Source organism: Bradyrhizobium sp. Leo114, assembly GCF_055229415.2.
Genome location: NZ_JBUYEN020000040.1, coordinates 37,572 through 57,187, shown reverse-complemented (window position 1 = coordinate 57,187; position 19,616 = coordinate 37,572). Strand labels below are relative to the sequence as shown.

At 62.4% G+C, this 19,616-nt stretch carries 14 protein-coding genes; 8 read left to right on the top strand and 6 right to left on the bottom strand.

Features of this window, described 5'->3' with window-relative positions:
* Positions 1 to 144: 144 nt before the first annotated feature.
* The gene (locus ACZIRK_RS34535; protein WP_282531312.1) at positions 145 to 891 is read right to left on the bottom strand and encodes a response regulator; all 747 of its coding nucleotides are present in this window, start codon (positions 889 to 891) and stop codon (positions 145 to 147) included.
* A 683-nt stretch (positions 892 to 1,574) separates the two neighbouring features.
* Here ACZIRK_RS34535 and ACZIRK_RS34530 point away from each other — a divergent pair.
* Complete coding sequence (locus ACZIRK_RS34530) at positions 1,575 to 2,441, top strand: helix-turn-helix domain-containing protein (protein ID WP_474418981.1); 867 nt, start codon at positions 1,575 to 1,577, stop codon at positions 2,439 to 2,441.
* Between the two features lie 464 nt (positions 2,442 to 2,905).
* Here the strand turns inward: ACZIRK_RS34530 and ACZIRK_RS34525 are convergent, their stop codons facing one another.
* The 3 genes from ACZIRK_RS34525 to ACZIRK_RS34515 all read right to left on the bottom strand — a co-directional run bounded on the left by ACZIRK_RS34525 (position 2,906) and on the right by ACZIRK_RS34515 (position 6,005).
* Positions 2,906 to 3,571 carry a response regulator transcription factor gene (locus ACZIRK_RS34525; RefSeq protein ID WP_456643937.1) on the bottom strand — a complete coding sequence of 222 codons (666 nt, stop codon included), beginning with the start codon at positions 3,569 to 3,571 and terminating at the stop codon, positions 2,906 to 2,908.
* Between the two features lie 16 nt (positions 3,572 to 3,587).
* Positions 3,588 to 3,986 (bottom strand): response regulator transcription factor, encoded by a 399-nt coding sequence (locus ACZIRK_RS34520; RefSeq protein ID WP_456643936.1) that lies wholly within the window; start codon positions 3,984 to 3,986, stop codon positions 3,588 to 3,590.
* 69 nt (positions 3,987 to 4,055) lie between these two features.
* Positions 4,056 to 6,005: a PAS domain-containing sensor histidine kinase gene (locus ACZIRK_RS34515; RefSeq protein ID WP_474418980.1), complete on the bottom strand. Its 1,950-nt coding sequence runs from the start codon at positions 6,003 to 6,005 to the stop codon at positions 4,056 to 4,058.
* 317 nt (positions 6,006 to 6,322) lie between these two features.
* Between ACZIRK_RS34515 and hpnN the strand changes: the two genes are divergently transcribed.
* From hpnN to ACZIRK_RS34495, 4 genes are all read left to right on the top strand, one after another.
* The gene (hpnN, locus tag ACZIRK_RS34510; RefSeq protein ID WP_474418979.1) at positions 6,323 to 8,950 is read left to right on the top strand and encodes a hopanoid transporter HpnN; all 2,628 of its coding nucleotides are present in this window, start codon (positions 6,323 to 6,325) and stop codon (positions 8,948 to 8,950) included.
* Positions 8,951 to 9,180: 230 nt separating this feature from the next.
* Positions 9,181 to 9,387, top strand: a complete 207-nt coding sequence (locus ACZIRK_RS34505; protein WP_474418978.1) for a hypothetical protein — start codon at positions 9,181 to 9,183, stop codon at positions 9,385 to 9,387.
* Between the two features lie 172 nt (positions 9,388 to 9,559).
* Positions 9,560 to 10,579, top strand: coding sequence for a patatin-like phospholipase family protein (locus ACZIRK_RS34500; RefSeq protein WP_474418977.1), 1,020 nt, complete (start codon positions 9,560 to 9,562; stop codon positions 10,577 to 10,579).
* A 4-nt stretch (positions 10,580 to 10,583) separates the two neighbouring features.
* On the top strand, positions 10,584 to 12,038 hold the full coding sequence (locus ACZIRK_RS34495; RefSeq protein WP_474418976.1) for a GntP family permease: 1,455 nt from the start codon (positions 10,584 to 10,586) through the stop codon (positions 12,036 to 12,038).
* Between the two features lie 316 nt (positions 12,039 to 12,354).
* On the opposite strand, the gene ACZIRK_RS34490 is transcribed toward ACZIRK_RS34495, so the two are convergent.
* Complete coding sequence (locus ACZIRK_RS34490) at positions 12,355 to 14,415, bottom strand: PQQ-dependent sugar dehydrogenase (protein WP_474418975.1); 2,061 nt, start codon at positions 14,413 to 14,415, stop codon at positions 12,355 to 12,357.
* An 81-nt stretch (positions 14,416 to 14,496) separates the two neighbouring features.
* Complete coding sequence (locus tag ACZIRK_RS34485; protein ID WP_474418974.1) at positions 14,497 to 15,432, bottom strand: AEC family transporter; 936 nt, start codon at positions 15,430 to 15,432, stop codon at positions 14,497 to 14,499.
* 97 nt (positions 15,433 to 15,529) lie between these two features.
* Between ACZIRK_RS34485 and ACZIRK_RS34480 the strand changes: the two genes are divergently transcribed.
* The 3 genes from ACZIRK_RS34480 to ACZIRK_RS34470 all read left to right on the top strand — a co-directional run bounded on the left by ACZIRK_RS34480 (position 15,530) and on the right by ACZIRK_RS34470 (position 19,486).
* Complete coding sequence (locus tag ACZIRK_RS34480; protein ID WP_474418973.1) at positions 15,530 to 16,411, top strand: LysR substrate-binding domain-containing protein; 882 nt, start codon at positions 15,530 to 15,532, stop codon at positions 16,409 to 16,411.
* A 266-nt stretch (positions 16,412 to 16,677) separates the two neighbouring features.
* On the top strand, positions 16,678 to 17,844 hold the full coding sequence (locus ACZIRK_RS34475) for a peptidase M15 (RefSeq protein WP_474418972.1): 1,167 nt from the start codon (positions 16,678 to 16,680) through the stop codon (positions 17,842 to 17,844).
* A gap of 127 nt (positions 17,845 to 17,971) precedes the next feature.
* Positions 17,972 to 19,486 (top strand): L,D-transpeptidase family protein, encoded by a 1,515-nt coding sequence (locus tag ACZIRK_RS34470; protein WP_474418971.1) that lies wholly within the window; start codon positions 17,972 to 17,974, stop codon positions 19,484 to 19,486.
* Positions 19,487 to 19,616 lie beyond the last annotated feature (130 nt).

Sequence of the window (19,616 nt, the reverse complement as noted above, 5' to 3'; positions counted from 1 at the left end):
TGCCGTTTGCATGTTGCGACAGCATTCCAGCCCCGGAATTAAGGGCTACCATTGTAATGGAACCCGCTGCGCCCGCGGCCCCGACTGCGAGATGCGTCGAAGCAGAACTTGCGACCATCCGCCGCACGGCGCGATTGGCCATCGTCAGAGCCGCTCGACCGAAAGCGCGAACACATAGCCGACGCCGCGTTCGGTCAGGATGACCTTCGGCGTGCTCGGATCGCCTTCCAGCTTTCGGCGCAGACGCAAGACCTGCACGTCGATACTGCGGTCGAAGACATCCTCGTGCACGCGGGTGGCCTGCAAAAGCTGCTCGCGCGAGAGCGGTCGTTGCGGCGCGTCGAGGAAGGCAACCAGCAGCGCGTATTCGCCCTTCGTCAGCGCGACCTGCGTGCCGCTCGGATCGGAAAGACGCCGGCTGCGCCGATCTAGTTGCCAGCCGCCGAATCGATAACGGCCTTTCTCCGGATCGCGCGGCGCGGTCTGTCCGGTCTCGCGCCGGCGCAGCACCGCGCGGATCCGTGCCAGCAGCTCCCTCAGGCCAAATGGCTTCGTGATGTAATCGTCGGCGCCGAGCTCCAAACCGACCACGCGATCGATCTCGTCGCGGCGATGGCCGGTCGTGATGATCACCGGCACGTCGGAGTGTGAACGGATTTCGCGCAATAGATCGAGACCATCTTCCTGGCCAAGCCGCAGGTCGAGGATGACGAGATTAGGTTCGCGCGTAACCAAGAGACCAGTGACCTCGTCCCGCCCCGACGCGGACAGCGCACGAATGTCGTGCTCCTCGAGATAGTTCATCACGAGGTGCCGCATGGTGCGATCGTCCTCGACCACGAGGCAGGTCGGCTGGCCGCGCTCCGCACTCGGGTTCTGATCGGACCGCACGTTCGGATCGGATCCGTTTCCACCGGCTCCGTTTGCTTCACTACGTTCGGGCCGACCATTACGGTTAGCCGCGGCAATTGCGGCATTCAAATTCATTTGCGTCACTCCCGACGCCCCCTGGCCGCGGGGTATAGAGCACAGTATTGCACGCTACAGCACACATTTCAGCGAGCGCATCCGGCATCAAATATCGTTGAATGCGTCGGTGACGACGCTGTCCTTCACAATGTTGTGGCCGCGCTGAACCAGAGCATGATTCGGAGGCACTCAACGCGTCGACGCTCCTCGGCCCGTTCTATCTTCGTTCAAATCAGCCGACCCTTGATTGGGCTTCCCTTCGCTCCCGTTGAGCGAAGCTCTGCTGTTCTGAGGCTCAGCTTTCTGCTCGTCCGATAGCTCGAACGGCGTTCGAGTGGCTGCGGCGTTCGCCAACGTGCGCTTTTGCAAAAATGCCTCTGCACAAAAATCATCGCTCCGATTTTCGAATGACCGTATTGACTGGATTGCTATCGACGGCTGCGGCGCTAGCGTCCGTCAGCTCTTCGTGAAGACCTCGCCGATTGCTCATTCGTTACTTCTCACGGTCCATACCAATGTATGACACCATCGTGAGACAAAGCGGTCCATATTGTTAGCCACCGATAGTCGACGCCAGTCGAGCTTGAGATTTCAGGAGGCCAGATATGTCGTGCCATCCCGCCCAGCTTCTTAGAGAACGATCCGTATCGATATCCGCTGCCGAACTTTTGGATAACCGTTCTGCAGTCCAGCAATCGGCAGAGCACGCAGCACGGCCGGATACCCCGGTCATTGGCATCGATCTCAAGCATCTCGGCGTTTCTGTACGCGTCGTGCCGAATGCAGGTGCGCCTGAGACCGAGCGCGCCCTTCAAATCGCAGGCGTGGGAAGGAATGTCGAGGCGTCACTGAGCTTCGATGGTCTCGTGAGCAAGGCAATCCGGGAGATGCCGAAAGCGCGAATGGACCAGGATCCGGTGGTGCGCCGGCTCTCCGAGGCGCTTGCCGCCGCGGAGCGAGATCAGTCGGAGTTCGGCGGGATCTACGCGGACGCGATCAGGCTCGTCACGGTGGCGAGGATGATCAGCGCCGATACGAAACCGGCCTCGCCTGTGCAGGTCAACCGGGACGGCGGACTGTCAAAGTGGCGCATCAAGCGCGTCGTGGAGTACGTGGCCGCGCATCTCGATGAGAAAGTGACGTTGGCGGACATGGCCGGTGCAGCCCGGCTGAGCCGAATGCATTTTGCCGCGCTGTTCTTCCGCGCAACCGGACTGACGCCGCATCAATATCTGCTGAAGCAGCGCGTCTCCGCTGCGCAGGACATGCTGCGAACGACCGACAAATCGATCGTCGACATCGCACTGAGTGTCGGGTTCAGCACCCAAGCGCACTTCACCACCGTCTTCAAGCGCATCGTAGGACAAACGCCCTTGAAGTGGAGGGAAGGCAGGCCGGCGGAGCCGCTGCTGCCGTCATACAGGCGAATTGGCGCTGACGAGCGAACCGTCGAGGGACCACGGCCGCTCTGACGAGCCGGCGACTCGACATAAACCTTGGTGTTAACCGTGCACGCCGCGAGAACTGCGCGACTTAACCAACCAGTATAATCGACGATATCCCGCACCCTTCGTAAAACACAACATCGAAGCATTGCAGTGACCCGGCGATCGGGATTGTGGAAGCCATGAACCGTCGACTGAAAAATTTCATTCTCAGACGCCTCGCGGTTCTCCTGGTGTCGTGGCTGCCCGCGTCGTCTCATTCGTTTGGAATCGAGAGCAGGGACGATGCTGCGCTACGCCACGTTCACCAAGCTCCCCTGAATTCGCTGGTAAAACAAAGCATGTTGCTTTCTCTGGATACGAAGTGCTGCTCGAAGGCAGTCTTGCAACGGCAATACGATCGCATTGTAAGACTGGACGCAAATCAGGCCCGCATCACTGTCTAGAGCCGTGAAAGACGGCTCGCGCACCGAAGGCCGCTGACGCGGCCCTCAGTTGTCCCGGGCGGGCTGCTGACTGGCCAACGCCTGCCGAACGCCAAGCACATCGGCCATTCGCACGAGCTCGGCGAGCGATTTGGCCTGCATCTTCCGCATCATGTTGCCGCGGTGAATCTTCACCGTGATCTCGCTCAGCGACAGGCGCCAGGCAACCTGCTTGTTCATCAGTCCTGCCGTGACAAGGCCCATGACTTCCCGTTCCCGGGGCGTCAGCGAATCGTAGCGCAGGCGGATGTCTTCGTCCCGCCGCGCTTCTGCGCGGCGCCGCTGATCGCGGGAGACGGCCTCTTCGACGGCCGCAAGAAGCGCTTCCTCTTCGAACGGCTTGGGAAGGAAATTGACGGCGCCGGCCTTCATGGCGCGGACGGTCATCGGTATGTCCCCGTAGCCGCTGATCAGGATCACCGGAATCGAGGCGTCGCTCTCAACCAGCTCCTCCTGGAATTCGAGCCCGTCGACTTCCCCCAACCGGATATCCAGGATCAGGCAGGACGCGGAGTTGATGGCATCGGATGCCAGGAACTCGCCGGGCCCCGCGAACGTCTCGACGGAGTAGCCGACGGCACGCAGCAGGCTGCTGAGCGAATTGCGCACGTCGGTGTCGTCGTCGACGATGCAGATGAGGGCGGTGCTGATCGAGCTCTGTGATGCGCTCATGCTGTCCAGGGCCAAGTCATTGGAGTATCGGGGGAGGTCCCTGGGAAGAGTCGCCCAGGATTGCCTCCACGTCGTGGAGCAGAATCTCGGGATCGACGGGCTTGTCAACAAAAGCCGCGGCTCCAAGACTTTTTGCCTCGGCGCGCGCTTCCGGCGTCGAATAGGCCGTCATGACGATCACGGGGACGCCGACACCCCGGCGCCGCAGTTCCCTGTGCAGGCCGAGGCCATCCATGCCCGGCATGTGCAAGTCAGTGATGACGCAGTCGACATTCGCGACGGAGGCCGACGCCAGGAAGTTCTCGGCCGCGCCAAAACTCTCCACGCGCAGGCCTACCGAGCGAAAAAAGCTCGATATGCTTTCCCGCACGTCGTCGTCATCGTCAACGATGCAGATGGTGGATCCTTGTGGCACTAGACAGCTCCTCCCGGGCAATTTGCCCGGTGTTTCCGTCGGTATGGCCGGTTTCTGTCCATTTTCCCATCATATCAAGATATTAGGTTTCGACCACCGCGCCTCCGCCGGGATGTTCAATGGCAGCGTGAACCCCACGGTTGCCCCCCATCCGTCATTGTTGGACGCCGAAACGCGGCCTCCCTGCCCTTCGATGATCGTCCTGCAAATCGACAGCCCAAGGCCCATTCCATCGGATTTGGTGGTGAAAAACGGCTCAAAGATGCGCTCGGGGTTGCCCTCGATCCCGGTGCCGCTGTCCTCGACAGCCACTTTGATGAAATTCTCGGCGGTGCCGTCGATCCTGACGCGGATCTCGTGCGGGCGGTCGGCGATTCCCCTGGTCGCATGGAGCGCGTTCATCAACAGGTTGACGATCACCTGCTGCACCTGCACCCGGTCACAGATAATCGGGCCTGGGATATTGGCTTCCTCAACCCGGATAGTCGCCGCCGCAGCGCGCGCTTCCCGCGCCAGCAGGGAAACCGCATCCTGCACCAGGGCGCCCATATCGACGGAGCTGACCTGCGGCGCGGTCTTCTTGGCGAGCCCGCGCACCCTTCCGACCACCTCTGCAGCCCGGTTGCCGTTCGAGACGATCTTCTCCAGGCAGTCGGCCACCTCCGTGAGGTCGGGATCTGGCCGGGTAAGCCAACGCTTGCCCGATTTGCCGTAGTTGATGATGGCCGCGAGGGGTTGGTTGACCTCATGCACGATCGAACCGGCAAGCTGGCCCAGCAGAGCCACGCGCCCGGCGTGAGCGAGTTCGACGGAGGTCTGCTCGATCTTCGCCCGCGCCTCGTTTCGCTCGGTGACATCGAAGGCCATGAGCAGCACCCTTGACCAATCCTGTCCGTCCGGCAGGACGGACACCCGCAGCACCGCATCGATGATGCGCCCATGCAAAGTCGCGCACCGCGTCTCGATCTCCGCGAGCGAAGAACCAGCCACTAACGAGGCAAAGATGTGCGCCAGGGCCGGGTCGGAATCCGGCAATTGTCCGAGCAGTGCATTGCCGTCGGTCAGATCGGCGACCGTATCGGCTTCGAACATTGCAAGCGCGGCGCTGTTGGCGTTGTAGATCCCGATCTCGTTGGCGGACGCGCGCAAGATCTGCGGATTCGACAATAGCCACGCTTCGCAGTCTTGGCTTGGTCCTCTGCTGTCCAGAATCAGCCGCATGGCCTTGCTCAGGTCGCATTCCAGGGCGGCAAACCCCGCCGAGTTGAAGATGGTGCTGTAGCGCTGCTCGGAGCTCCGTCTTTCCGCCAGGGCACGGCGGCTCTCGGTCAGATCGGCACTGGTTTCGATGATGCCGACAGGCCGGCCGTCCGGATCTCGTCGCTCGAGCCAGCGGCTCGCCAGAATGAGCCGCGTGCCATCTCGCCGCGTTCGGATAATTTCGCCCGACCAGGTTCCATTCTGCTCGAGAGAGGCGCTTATTTCCTCTGCCGAAACGATCGATTCGAGCAGGTCGCTGCAACGCCTGCCCAGCGCCTCGCCGCGCGTCCAGCCATAGAGCCTCTCGGCGCCTTCATTCCAGTAGCGGATGATGTCCGATCGGTCGCGGACGACGACGGTGTCGTGCGAGAGTTCGAGGATTCTCGCTTGCTCAGCGAGAGTGGTTCTTGCGGACCTGTCCCTGAGCGACAGCAATACTGTGATCGCGATCGCGACAAGACTTACGATGTAGCGCAGCAGGGCGCCTCCCAGGGGATCGTCCGCGTGCCCGATCAGGAACGCGATCGTCGTGAGCACGGCCGTGATACAGCCGCTGCCGATCACGAACCTGCGGCCGAGCGGCGCCAGCGTCAGCACCACGCCCGTGTACAGGACCGCGACGGCGCCATCGATCGGGCTTAACGCATCCGCCAGGAAAATCAGCGCCGACGCAACGATGGCCGCCGCGAGCGCGAATTGACCTCTCCGGCGGCTGATCGCCTTGAAACTACCCTGCTTTGGACCAGTGTTGGCCGCCATGTCATCCTCATCAAACCCCGTTCCAGGGCCGACTTTTATCGTGTCTGCTCGCAAGAATGATCATACCTAGGTTTGAATTCTCGTTCCCCTGTTTTGTCTGTAGCTGGGAGCTTGAGCCGCATCCGTGGGCACCGTGCGAATTTGAAACGCTTATGCGAACCTCGGAAGACAGGATTTCAATTGGTCGCGCAACCTTCAGTGCACGCTTCGCCCGAAGCCGCACCATGCCGCGAACGAGTTTCTGCCAAAGATCAATCCAGCATTGACGCGTAGTTCGTGACCGAGGGCGATACGCGCGTTGGGAAAGCCGATTCATCATGTTGAAATCAGCAATCGTTGGAGCCGTGGATTTCTGTGCGCAGCGGCGCTGGTGGGTTCTCATTATCGGAATCCTGCTCGCGGTCGCAGCGCTCGCCTATGACGTCACGCGCTTCTCGATCACGACGGACACCGACAAGCTGATCTCGAACAACCTTGCATGGCGTCAGCGCCAGGCGGCGTTTTCCGAGGCATTTCCGGACAAGGGAATCCTGGTCGTGGTCTCCGCACCGACGCCGGAAAATGCCGAAGCGGCGACAAGCGCGCTGACGCAGGAACTCGCCAAACACCCAGATCTGTTCCGCGCGGTTGTCCAGCCGGACGGAGGCGAGTTCTTCCAGCGCAACGGCCTCCTGTTCGAACCGCTGCCCAGCGTCAAGAAGTCCATCACGGGATTGTCGAGCGCCGATTTTCTGATCGGCTCGCTGGCGGCCGATCCGACCCTGCGCGGCGTGGCGAAGGCGCTCGGCTATGCGCTCGATGGTGTCGAGGGCGGAGACATCAAGCTCGACCAGCTCGTGTGGCCGCTCTCGCTTGCCGACAAGACCCTGAATGACGTGCTTGCCGGCAAGCCGGCGACATTTTCATGGCAGGCGCTGGTGCAGGGCTCGCAGCCGCAGACGGACCAATTGCGCCACTTCATAGAAGTCGAGCCGGTCCTGGATTTCTCCGCGTTGCAGCCGGGCCGCAAGGCGACGGACGGCGTCCGTCGAGCCGCCACCGATCTGAAATTGGGCGAGACGTTCGGCGCCACCGTACAGCTCACCGGCACAGTGCCCATGAACGACGACCAGTTCTCGGTGATCCGGCAAAGCGCGCTGCGCGACACGTTGACGGCCTTGTTCGGAACGCTGATCATATTGTGGCTGGCGCTGCGTTCGTGGAAGATCGTCACGGCGGTGTTTTTCAGCGTGATCGTCGGCCTCACTGTGACCGCTGCCCTTGGCATCGTCATGGTCGGGGCCTTCAACCTGATCTCGATTGCATTCTTCGTCCTGTTTATCGGGCTGGGCGTTGACTTCGGCATCCAGTTCAGCGTCCGTTACCGCTCCGAACGGCACGAGTGCAGCGATTTGCGGGAAGCGCTGCGACGGGCCGCGCGCAAGGTGGGAGCGCCGCTCTCGCTGGCTGCCGGCGCCACCGCCGTGGCCTTCTTCTCATTCCTGCCGACCAGCTATCGGGGCCTTTTCGAACTGGGGCTCATTGCCGGATGCGGCATGTTGATTGCCTTCTTCTGCAGCATCACCCTTCTCCCGGCGATGTTGACGCTGCTGAAGCCGCCGGGAGAACTGGCGCCGGTCGGTTTCAGCAGCCTCGCACCACTGGATGATTTCCTGCAGCGGCATCGCATCGCGGTGATCGCCGGCACCATCCTCGTCGTCCTCGCCGGAACGCCGCTGCTCTCTCGCCTTCCGTTCGACTTCAACCCGATCAACCTGCAGAACCCGCACGCCGCGTCCGTCGTGACCTATCGCGAGTTGCAGGGCAATCCACTGACCAGCGGCGACGATGCCGAAGTGCTAGCATCATCGCTGAGCGAAGCCGGCAGCATCGCAAAGCGGCTGGCGGCCCTGCCCGAGGTCTCGCGCACACTCACGCTCAACAGCTTTGTTCCCGATGACCAGGACCAGAAGATCGCCGTCATCAAGGCCGCTGCGCCGCGCCTCCATGGCGCGCTCAATCCGCCGCGCGATCCGGCGCCGACGGACAAGGACACCGTGGATGCCATTCGCGCGACCGCGCAGCATCTTACGAAAGTCGCGGGCACCGCGACCGGCCCGGGCGCTGAGGCCGCGCGACGCGTTTCCGATTTGCTGACGCGCCTCGCGCAAGCCGACGCCGCGACGCGCGCACGCGCCGAAGCTGCCTTCGTTCAGCCGCTGAACCACGATCTCAACCAGTTACGGAACAGCCTCGATCCGCAACCGGTGACCATCGAGAATCTTCCCGCCGATCTTGTTCGCGACTGGCTGTTGCCGGACGGCAGGGCCCGCGTTGAGGCGCTGCCAAAGGGCAACGCCCAGGATAGCAGCGTCATGCGGCGGTTCGCGACTGCGGTCATGGCCGCGGAGCCGTCGGCCACCGGCCCCGCCATCAGCCTCTATCAATCGGGCCGAACGGTCATCGACGCCTTCATCGAAGCGGGTGCGCTCGCGCTTGGCGCCATCGCGATCCTGCTCCTGATCGCGTTGCGCCGCGTCACGGACATGCTGTTGACACTGATACCTTTGCTGCTGGCCGGCGCGGTCACGCTGGAGATATGCACGCTGACCGGCACAGCGATGAACTTTGCAAACATCATCGCCCTGCCGTTGCTGCTGGGCGTCGGCGTCGCGTTCAAGATCTACTACATCATGGCCTGGCGCGAAGGGCAGACGGGCTTGCTGCAATCCAGCCTGACCCGGGCGGTGATCTTCAGCGCCATGACCACCGGGGTGGCGTTCGGAAGCATGTGGGCATCGAGCTATCCGGGCATGTCGAGCATGGGCAAGATGATGGCGCTCGCGCTGCTCTGCACAATGGCCGCTGCCGTGCTGTTCCAGCCGGTCCTGATGGGACCGCCGCGCCAGGTCAGAGCGGCTTCGGCGCAGCGGTCGGCCGATCCATTGCCTCGCCCGGCGGAATAAATCTTCCCCTGGTCTGATCCAGGCATCAGTTGCGACGGTTTTTCCGAAAGCTCGGCTGCATGATAGCGAACCGGTTCACATTCAACGTCGGCTCTGTCATGCTATGTTCATATATCGCAGCCGGACGGAGGACCGGGCGACTGCTGCTTGAAGGGGCGAAGCTGCATCTGGCCATCGTGACCGAGCGAAAATGGTGACGTGCTCGCTTGCAACATTGCTGGAGGTTGACCATGCATTCCGTTTCAGCCGAATGGCAATCCGCTTCGACAGCCCCCTCTGACGAGGATCTGGAAATCTGTACATTGAATTATGATGGCATGGTCCGTGCGCTTCCCTTTCCTTGCCGCAGGGACGGAACCAACTGGGTCGATCGTTCGGGCGGAATGCACGCCGACATTCATCCGACCCAATGGCGCAAATGGATTGAGCCGAACTAGCCCCCGGTGAGGGCGACGCGGACTGGCCCTGCGCTACCGAAGTTGCGTGCTGACGCAGCCTGATCTGCAGCCGAGCGAAGTCGGCCTGGGAACATCGACCACAAGTTTGTCTCGCATGTTCCCGCTACCTAAGACATAGTGAGCCTCCCGTACGCTGCGGAAATCAAGGCTCATGAACCGAAGTCCGGTGCTCATAGACTTGGCCCTCCAAGGCGGAGGCTCGCATGGTGCATTCACCTGGGGCGTCCTCGACCGGCTGCTTGAAGAGCCATGGTTTCAGATTGCGGGCATATCCGGGACATCTGCCGGGGCGATGAACGCTGCCGTGCTGGCGGACGGCTGGACGGAGGACGGCGCTGCCGGGGCACGTGAGGCCCTGGACAAATATTGGCGCAGCGTCTCGCGCGCCGCTGCATTCAGCCCGCTGCAACGCTCGCCGCTCGACCATCTCATGGGACGATGGTCGCTCGACACCTCTCCCGCCTATCTCTTCACCGATTTGATGTCGCGGATGCTGTCGCCCTACGACCTCAATCCGCTCGGCTTCAATCCATTGCGGGAGATACTGGCCGGCGCCATCGATTTCGATCGTCTTGCCCGCGCGCCGATCAAGCTCTTCGTCACCGCCACGCGGGTGCGAACCGGTCGCGGACGGATCTTCCGCAACGCAGAGATCAACGCGGATGTCCTGCTGGCGTCGGCCTGCCTGCCGACGATGTTCCGCGCCATCGAGATCGATGGCGAGCCCTATTGGGACGGCGGTTACGCGGGCAACCCGACGATCACGCCGCTGGTTCGCGAGACCGATGCGCACGACACCATAATTGTGCAGATCAACCCGACCGAGCGGCCGGAGCAGCCACGCACCGCTGCCGAAATCCTCAACCGCCTCAACGAGATTTCATTCAATTCGCCGCTTGCGAAGGAACTGCGGATGATCGCGCTGCTTCGTCAGGTCGCTGACCCCGGCACTGGCGAGGGCGCCCGTTGGGCGCGGATGAAGACGCACCGGATCAAGAGCGACATGCTCGCGACGTTCGGCGCGTCATCCAAGCTCAACGCCGAATGGGCGTTCGTATCCAAGCTGCGCGAGGAAGGGCGGCGAGCCGCCAACGAGTTCCTCGACATGCACGGCGCCGATCTCGGCATGCGTTCGACCGCCGATCTCGATATCCTGCTGGCGGAGTGCTGAGGTCATGGGGCTTCTCGGCATTTTGGTCGGGCTTGGTCTGCTGATCTGGCTTGCTTTTCGCGGCTGGAGTGTCCTGCTGCTGGCGCCGATCGCCGCACTGATCGCCGCAGCCTTCGATCGTCAACCGCTGCTCGCCAACTGGACGCAGACGTTCATGAGTAGCGCGGCGGAATTTCTCGCACAATTCTTCCCGATCTTTCTGCTTGGCGCCGTCTTCGGGAAGCTGATGGACGACAGCGGTGCGGTGGTCGCGGTCGCGAACTTCATTACCCGCAGTCTGGGCGAGCGCCGGGTGATCCTTGCCGTGGTGCTCGCAGGTGCATTGGTCACTTACGGCGGCGTCAGCCTGTTCGTCGCGTTCTTCGTGATCGTTCCGATGGCTCAGTCGCTGTTTCGCAAGGCGGCGATTCCGCATCGCCTCGTGCCTGCGGCGGTCATTCTCGGCACCTCGACTTTCACCATGTCGGCGATGCCTGGCACACCGTCGATTCAGAACGCCATCCCGATGCCCTTCTTCGGTACGACGCCCTTCGCGGCGCCAGGCCTCGGCCTTATCGCGTCGATGATCATGCTGGGCATCGGGCTATGGTGGCTGCATCGCGCCGAGAAAACGGCGCGACGCGCGAATGAGGGCTATGGCGACGCGCCATCGTCAACTCCCGAATCTGCGGCCGATGATGAACGATTGCGCGGGCGGGCTGCAACCGCGCGGGAATTCGATCCCGCGGAGATCCACCACGGACACCACAGCGAAGTGGCGGCCCCAGTTCTCAACGCCATTCTTCCCTTGATCGTCGTTGTCGTTATCAATCTCGTGATGTCGCTCGTTGTCCTGCCGCGGCTCGACTTCTCATTCCTGGCCGAGCAGCGCTGGGGGAACACGTCGCTATCAGCCGTTGCCGGTGTCTGGTCGGTCATCGTCGCCTTGGCGGCAGCAATCGCGGCAGTCATCCTCTGCAACTGGACGCGACTGCCTGCACTGCGGCAAACCATGGATGCCGGGGCCAATGCGTCCGTCCTGCCCGCCTTGAGTGTCGCCAGCCTCGTCGGCTTCGGCGCCGTTGTTGCCTCCCTCCCCGCCTTCGACATGGTGCGGGACTGGGTGCTCGGCATCGAGGGCGGTCCGCTGGTGTCGCTTGCCGTCGCCACAAACTTGCTTGCGGCGTTGACAGGGTCGGCTTCCGGCGGCTTGACGATCGCGCTCGATGCGCTGGGTCAGACCTACATGGAAATTGCCGCGCAGGCCGGGATTGATCCCGGCATCTTGCATCGCGTGGCAGTGATCGGCGCGGGAACGCTGGATATTCTGCCTCACAACGGCGCCGTCGTGAGCCTGCTCGCGATCTGCGGCCTGACGCATCGTGAAAGCTACCTCGACATTGTGATGGTCGGCATCGTGAACTCCGTTATCGCTCTTGCCGCTGTGATCGCGATCGGCACCATGTTCGGGTCGTTTTGACGCCGCCAAGCGACGACGCGCTGCCCGATGCTTACGACCAGGGCCTGCACTCATTTGTGGACGCCCCGCATCCGGCCTCCGATGCAGCGATGGAGCTGGCGATATCCAGACCGATTGTGATAACCTCTGACACCGATGCCTCCCTTAAGTGGTGCTCAACACCTCCACTTTGGCACATCGATGTCGTCGGGCGGGGCGTCCCCCCATCATAAATCGGGAAGCTACGGATCAGGGCACTTTCGAGCCACTCCCGCTCGACGTCGTGCCTCCAACGGGCGCCCCACGCATGCAAATGCAGATAACATGCGGTCGATGTTTATTGTAGCGTTCCGAGATAACCGATGATTGCAGCGCGTTCGGCATCATTGACGCCCGTGTAATCCATCGAGGTCCCCGGGCAGGCCTCGCGGGGCCGCTTGAGGAACTCGTCCAATCGCGCTTCAGTCCATACTCCCCCCAGTTGGCGCAAGGCGGGCGAGTAATCCGGGTAGTTCCTGATCGAGGCGACCCGCCGACCAACCACGCCGAACAGATTCGGGCCGATCCGATTGCCGCTGATTGGCGCTGACTGGTGGCAGCCGCTGCACTTCTCCGCAAACAGTGTCTCTCCGATGCTACCTTCTTTCGGGCGCACCGAGACCAAGGTTGCGGCGTCTGTCCACAGGATGACGCGACCGTCATGCCCCTCGATGAGGTCGCGGATTCCACTGCCGATGACGATCGACTCGAGATAAGCGACATGGCCGTCGCGCACCCGCGCGCGAAATAGCGTACCGGCCTTGAGCGAGCCGATCAACAGATCGCCGCGCCATTGCGGAAACAGCCCGCCCTCGACAACCAACAGGTTTGAAGTCGCGATCGAAGGGACCCAGGCAAATACCGGCGTCTGATAGCGCTGCTGCGCGTCAGGCTTGTTCAGAGGCCAGGAAAATGAACCATAATCCGTCCCGTCGGTCGCGTACGGCCAGCCGTAGTTTTTGCCGCGCTCCAATCGGTTGAGTTCGTCGCCGCCTTGCGGGCCGTGCTCGGTGGACCATATGGTTCCCGACCGATCAACGAAGAGGCCCTCCGGATTCCGGTGACCGAGCGTGAAGACCGCTGCGCGGCCATCGGCAATGTTGATGGCGATGGTCTTACCGTACGAGGTCGCAGAATTCTGCGCCTGTGCTTCAACCGAGGCGACACCGTCGAACCCGAAATCGCCGACGGCAAGCAGCAGCGTCTGTGTATCGAGCAGCGCCATCCGGCCGCCCCCGAAATAGCCGACAAACGCGATGCCGTGACGCCGGCCCTCTCCGCGGACCGGCAGACACGGCGTAGTCTCGTAAAGCATCTTCCATTCCGGACCCGCCGCGCCGCGTAGAATGGTGGTACGATCTGAGTGCAGCATCGAGACCCGCTCGACCCAGCACTGCTGAGCTGCCTTCCAGTACGGATGTGAGACGAACACTCGCACGTCGGGGCCGGTCTCCTGCACCAGCAGAGCATAGGTCCGAAACCATTCGGTATTGAGAACCTCGCCTGCGGCCTCGACCCGCTGGCCTTCCTGCGGCAGCCATTCGTCTCGGGGAGCAGCCCAGGGGCGCCCGGCTGCCGCGGCAAACTCATCGCCGTTGATGGGAACGCGATAGGGCAGTGGGATGATCTTCAGACGGTCTGTCTCTGCCTCCCAGCCGAAGACGTAGAGATGACCATCCCCACTCAACTGCAGGTAACGATCGCCGATGCGCGCCAGTCCTCCGCCGCGCACCACGGATTTCGGAAAAACTCCCGAATAAGTTTCGACGTTGAGATTATAGTACTCAGTCCTGATCACGGCTGCAGTTTGCCGCAGCGACACCTGCGCTGTCAGACTCGGTGCGACCAGGCCAACCACGATCGTGGCGAGCAGCGCGCCTAGCGCGATAGCTCGGTGCAGCAGCGAGGTTCCGACTAGATACGGCGCCGGAACAAGCACCACGGCGGATAAGAACGTGGCAACCGTGATGGTACGCGGAAAATTACTCTTGGTGACAATGAAACCTAGGAAGACCACGCCGAAAATGGCGATCGTCGATACGACTATCAACCACAGGGTCTGCCAACGTCCGGCGGACAGGAGCAGCGCGGCAATGCTGGCGCTGGCGACAAACGCAGTCGCAAGACACGCGAAGGGCAGCCACAGAGAACGCGGCAATTGCCATACTGGCAAGCCGAATCTCCACGCTGCTAAAAGCAATAGCAGACCGACAGACGTGGCGTACCACGCTGTGAGATAGCGCCATGACGGCGCTGCGCTCGCTTTCACTCTACCCTCTGGACCGCGCCCCCCGTCGCACCAGTAGGCTAGCTTAGCTTGCGCGCATGCGAGTATTAAATCGACCGCCTTGGTTAACAACCAAACTTCAGATGGATCGTGAGGTGGTAGTGATACAAGGAACTACTGCTTTCCAGACTTCTGCGCCGTCATGGGTACACCCTAAGCGGCCAAAGCGAGATACCCGCTCACGGTCAGAACCGATGCCGCAGTGGAGGCAAGGATGACGTTGGACGTGATATCAGCCTCGCGCTGGTAGAACTCCGCCAGCATGAACGGGCCCGTCCCGGTCGGAAGAGCGGCCAGCAGAACCGCAACGTGAGTGAGCAACGGTGACAGGCCGAACACGGCGGTCGCCATGATCCATGTGACGGCCGGCTGCAGGACAAGCTTGAAGCTCACGAGGAGAGCTGCCGATCCGATATCCTGCTCTGAGGTCTCGCGCTTGGCTGCAAGGAACAGTCCGAGCGCAACAAGCGCGCACGGCGAAGCCGCGCCACCCAATAGTTTCAGGAAGCTTTCGGCCGGCGCAGGGACACTGAGACCGGCGAGCGGAACGATCGCGCCGAGAGCAGGTGCGACCAGCAAGGGATTGCGAAGCAGCGAGCCGCCCACCTTGATGAGAAGCTGCTTGCGTCGCTTTTCGGTTTGCAGGCCAGTCTCGATCAGCACGATGGCAATGGCAAAGAGGATGCAGACCGTGATGATCGTGGCAATGAGGGTCGGGGCCAACGCGCCGCGGCCAAGCGCCACCAGCGCCAGCGGAAAACCGACAAAGCCAACATTCGCGTAGCCCGCATTCAGGCCGTCGATGGCGGCGTCGGCCAGGTGCCGCGGGTGGCGTAGACGAACGGCAATCGTGAGGCAGAAGACCAGCGCCGCGCCGATGCCGAATGCCGCGATAAAGCCCGGCTGCCAGACATCGGCCCATTGGGCGTGCGCGATGACGTCGAAAAGCAGGGCCGGGAGCGCGAGGTGCACGACGAAGCGGTTCAACTCCGTAGACGCGTGGGGGCCGAGGACGCCGAGCCGGCGAGCGAGCCAGCCCGCGAAGATCAGTGCGAAAATGGGGAGGACGGTGGTGAGGGTCGAGAGCATTGGAGAGCCTGACTTTGAAATTGCCGGTTAGCTCTATCCAGCCGTTCTGATATCATCCAATACCAATTCACGCCCCTATCCATACCTTTTCGGTATCATGATCGACATCAGGCAGATGCGCTATTTCCTGGCCTTGGCCGAGACGCTCCACTTCGGGCGCGCGGCCGAGCGCCTTCACATCAGCCAACCGCCGCTGAGCCGGCAGATCGCAGCCCTGGAAAAGGAGCTCGGCGTCCGCCTGTTCGAGCGTCACTCAAGGCGTGCGACGCTGACCCATGCCGGTCGGCGCTTTTTGGAAGATGCACGCGCGGTCCTGATCAGCTTCGATCAGGCCTGTCGCAACGCGCGCCTGGCCGAGCGCGGCGAGCTGGGCGAGCTTTCCATCGGCTTCATGATGCACGCGGCCTACACCGTCCTGCCGGGGCTGGCGCGGCGTTACATGGCCAATCATCCCGGGGTGCGCGTCGAATTGCGAGAGATCGTTCCCGCCACTTTGGCTGATGCTGTGCTGGCCGGGCAGTTCGATGCCGCCATCATGTTCAACCCTGGCCCCATTCGAGGCCTCGAGACGCAGACGATTTATCGCGAGCGGCTGTGCCTAGCCATGCACGCCAGCCATCCTCTCGCCAACCATGCAGTGATCCGCGCCAAGCAACTCAATGGCGAGCCCCTGATCGCTGTCCCCACCGATGTCGCACCGAAGCTGCGCGAGGCCATTGTCGCCTATTGTCGTTCCGGCGGGTTTGAGCCCACGTTCAGATTAGAGGTCGCACTTCAGCAGACGATCGTGAATCTCGTAGCGGAGAACCTTGGCATTGCTCTGGTGCCGCAATCCATGGGGCAACTGGGCATTGCGAATTTGGTCCACCGTAAGCTTGAAAAAGCGCCGACCATCGAGCACGTGGTCGCCTGGCGGCCAAGCAATCTCAATCCGGCGCTCCAGCCATTCCTTGCGGAAGCGCGGGCCGTTGCCCCGTAACAGGTGAGTGCGTTGCTGCCCTTCCCCTGCTTCGATTGGCTACAATTCAATTTGTATTTGTCTGAAAGCGCGGCGTTCTGCCTGCCAACCAGACGAAATCGCTTGCCGCGTCAGCAGCGCGTTGCACCCGGGCAACAGTCCCAGGAAAAAGTGTCAACCGGCACTTTTCGCCATTGTGCGTCCACAACTCGATCCGAAAGATCAGCGCTGTCGCATGCTTGGCTGTGTAACTCGGCTCAAGTGGAGCCCTTTGGAGGCTACGGGACATGAACCCGCGGCAATTTGCGACGGTGGCGCCGGCGCTGTGCGGAACGATCGTTCTCGCAGGTTGGGTCGTTGCATCGCTCGGCGGCTTAGGTTCCGCCAGCATCGAGCACTCCGGCGCGCTGCCGATCGAAGACCACCCCGCACCCTCTCTTTCCACCAACGCCGAGCCCGCGGATGCACCACAGGCAGCCGCGGCGGGAAGCGCCACTATCGTCGCGTCCGCCGATGTGGCAGCCGCCGTCGAGTCGGTGAAGGGCATCGTTGCCGATGCGCCGGCGGCCTCGGTTGCGGCGGAACCGATCGTCGAAGCCGCGCTGCCGGATTCGTCGCCGACGCTGCCGGCCGAAACACCACCCATGCAGGTGGCGACAGCGAACACGCCTGACCCGGTCCTGAACGACGACGGCACGGAGGCGGCAAACCGCATCGAAATTCTCGACGAATGCCTGGTGGTGGACATCTGCGTCGACCGATACCTGTGGGCGCTCTACCAACGCACGCCCAAGGAAGACACCAACAAGGTGTCCGAGCAGAGGAAAGTGACAATCAGGAAGAGAGGCAAGACGAGGACCGTCACCAGAACCTTTACAAGGCTCGTCGATGCCGACTTTACCTGGAAGGATCCGAAGGCGGCGGAAAGAGCCGGCATGCCGATGATGGACTACGTGATCGGAGGCATGGATCGGGGCTTCAAGCTGAAGCTGTTTCATGCGCTTCACGCGGCGGAGCAAGCCGGACTGTCGCCGGGCATCACCAGCGCGTTCCGCGATGACTACCGTCAAGCAATCGCAAGCGGCCTGAAGGCGGCAAGCAACAGGTCATATCATGGCGGAAGCTTGCGCGGCGGCTATGGCCACGGGCTCGCGGCCGACATCGTGAGCGTCAAAGGCACGACACGGGGGCAGCGGTGGATTGCCAGTGAAGCCCTCTGGAAATGGGTCGATGCACACGGGAAGGAGTTCGGCATCGGGCGACCGTATCTCGATCGAGATCCGCCGCATGTGGCACCGATCGACGGCAGAGAATATGCCTCTCACCACGGCGGAACGAAGGTTCGCCACGCGGAGGCGAACACGAAAAAGCACACCAAACTGGTTATGCGCGCCGATCGCGGCGCGGCGAAACGCACAAAAAACGCAAGAGCGTCGAAGGGGAGAACGATCTAACCGTATTTCAAGCATGCGCTCCAACGACGCGAGCAAGCTCTGCCAAATTCCTTAATTGCGCCGCGCGAATGTCTCAAGAACCATACGAGTTTGGATCGGGGCGACTGGCGCCGCAGATGGTGTGCGCATGATTTCGCGGTTTGTGAGACGGCAACGCAAACAGACGCGGCGGCAGCCAGCATATCTTATCATCGCCGCTTTCGCCGCACTTATCGCGGCCGGAGACCCTGCGGACGCTAGGGGGGCTCGGAGCGAGCGCTCGGTCGAATCCGTCCAGTCGCGCATCGCCGGCGAACCGGTGATGGCCGTCGTTTCGCTCCAGGACCAGCGGATCACCGTTTACGACGCCAATGGCTGGATCCTGCGCGCGCCGGTGTCGAGCGGCCAGAGAGGACGCGAAACGCCAGCCGGGATCTTCAGCATTATCCAGAAGGAAGCCGAGCACTACTCGAACCTGTATGACGATGCGTACATGCCCCACATGCAGCGCATCACTTGGTCGGGCATCGCACTCCATGGCGGCCCCCTGCCCGGCTATGCCGCATCCCATGGCTGCGTGCGGATGCCTTTCGATTTCGCGGCGCGCCTGTTCGAGGACACGCGGATCGGCTTGCGGGTGATCGTGGCACCAACCGATGTGGCGCCGATCGAGATTGCCCATCCGGCTCTGCTACAGCCGAAGCCGGGCGCCATCGCTTCGGCCGCTGCCCGTCGGGCAGAAGCCGATGAGGCGGCCGCGAAGGCGGATCAGGCAAGGCGCGCCGCCGCGAAGGCTTACCGGGAATCCACACAGGCATCGATGCCGGTGCGCGTTGCGGACAATCTGAAGCGCAGGGCCGAGACGCAACTGGCCGCCGCCGAGGCCGCGCTTGGCTCCGCCGCCTCGCCCGAGGCAAAAGAACAGGCCGAGCGCACCAAGGCGCAGGCGGTCACCCGAGTAGCCGAGTTGCAGGAACAATGGACGGCGGCAAAGGCGGAGCTGCAACCCAAGCTCGATGCCGTCGCCGCCGCGCGTGAGGCCGCGCTCGCCGCGGAGAATGCGCGGATTGCGGCAGTCGACGCCGCACGCCAGGCGGCGCGCGAGCTCGAGCCGGTATCAGTGCTGATCAGCCGCAAAACCCAGCGGCTGTATGTCCGGCGGGCATTTGAGCCTATCCTGGACAGCCCGGTCACCATCCAGGACCCCGATCGCCCGATCGGCACACATGTCTTCACCGCCATGGAGCCGACCGATGGCGGAAACGGCATTCGATGGAGCGTTGTTTCGCTGGAAAGCAGCCATCCGCACGGCGGCGCGGCAGAACCTCACGATCCGGCGCGCGGCCACAGAGCTCGGGAGGTCGAGCCAAAGAAGACGGAGCCGGCCAGCGCAATGGCTGCGCTCGACCGGATCGTCATTCCGCAGGACGTGATGGATCGCATCGCCGGGATAACGCCGCGCTCGTCGTTGATCATCACCGACGAGGGGTTGAGCTCTGAAACCAGCAAAGGAACGGAATTCGTGGTCCTCATGAGCGGCGAGCCGCAGGGAGGAATCAAGATGCGACGACGCGCTCCGGCGAGCGAGTATCCCTATGCCCGCGCACGCGACCGTCAGCTTTTCTGGGGCCGGCCGTTCGCAGGACCGTCTTCCACGTGGTGAGGCCGTGATTTTCGCACTGGTAACGACACAAATGCGCAGTGCCAAACCGGACGTATCGCGGCGAAATCTGATGATGCGACGGCAAGCGGCGTCGCACTGGTGTTCTTGATATCCGGAGCGTATAGTTGCG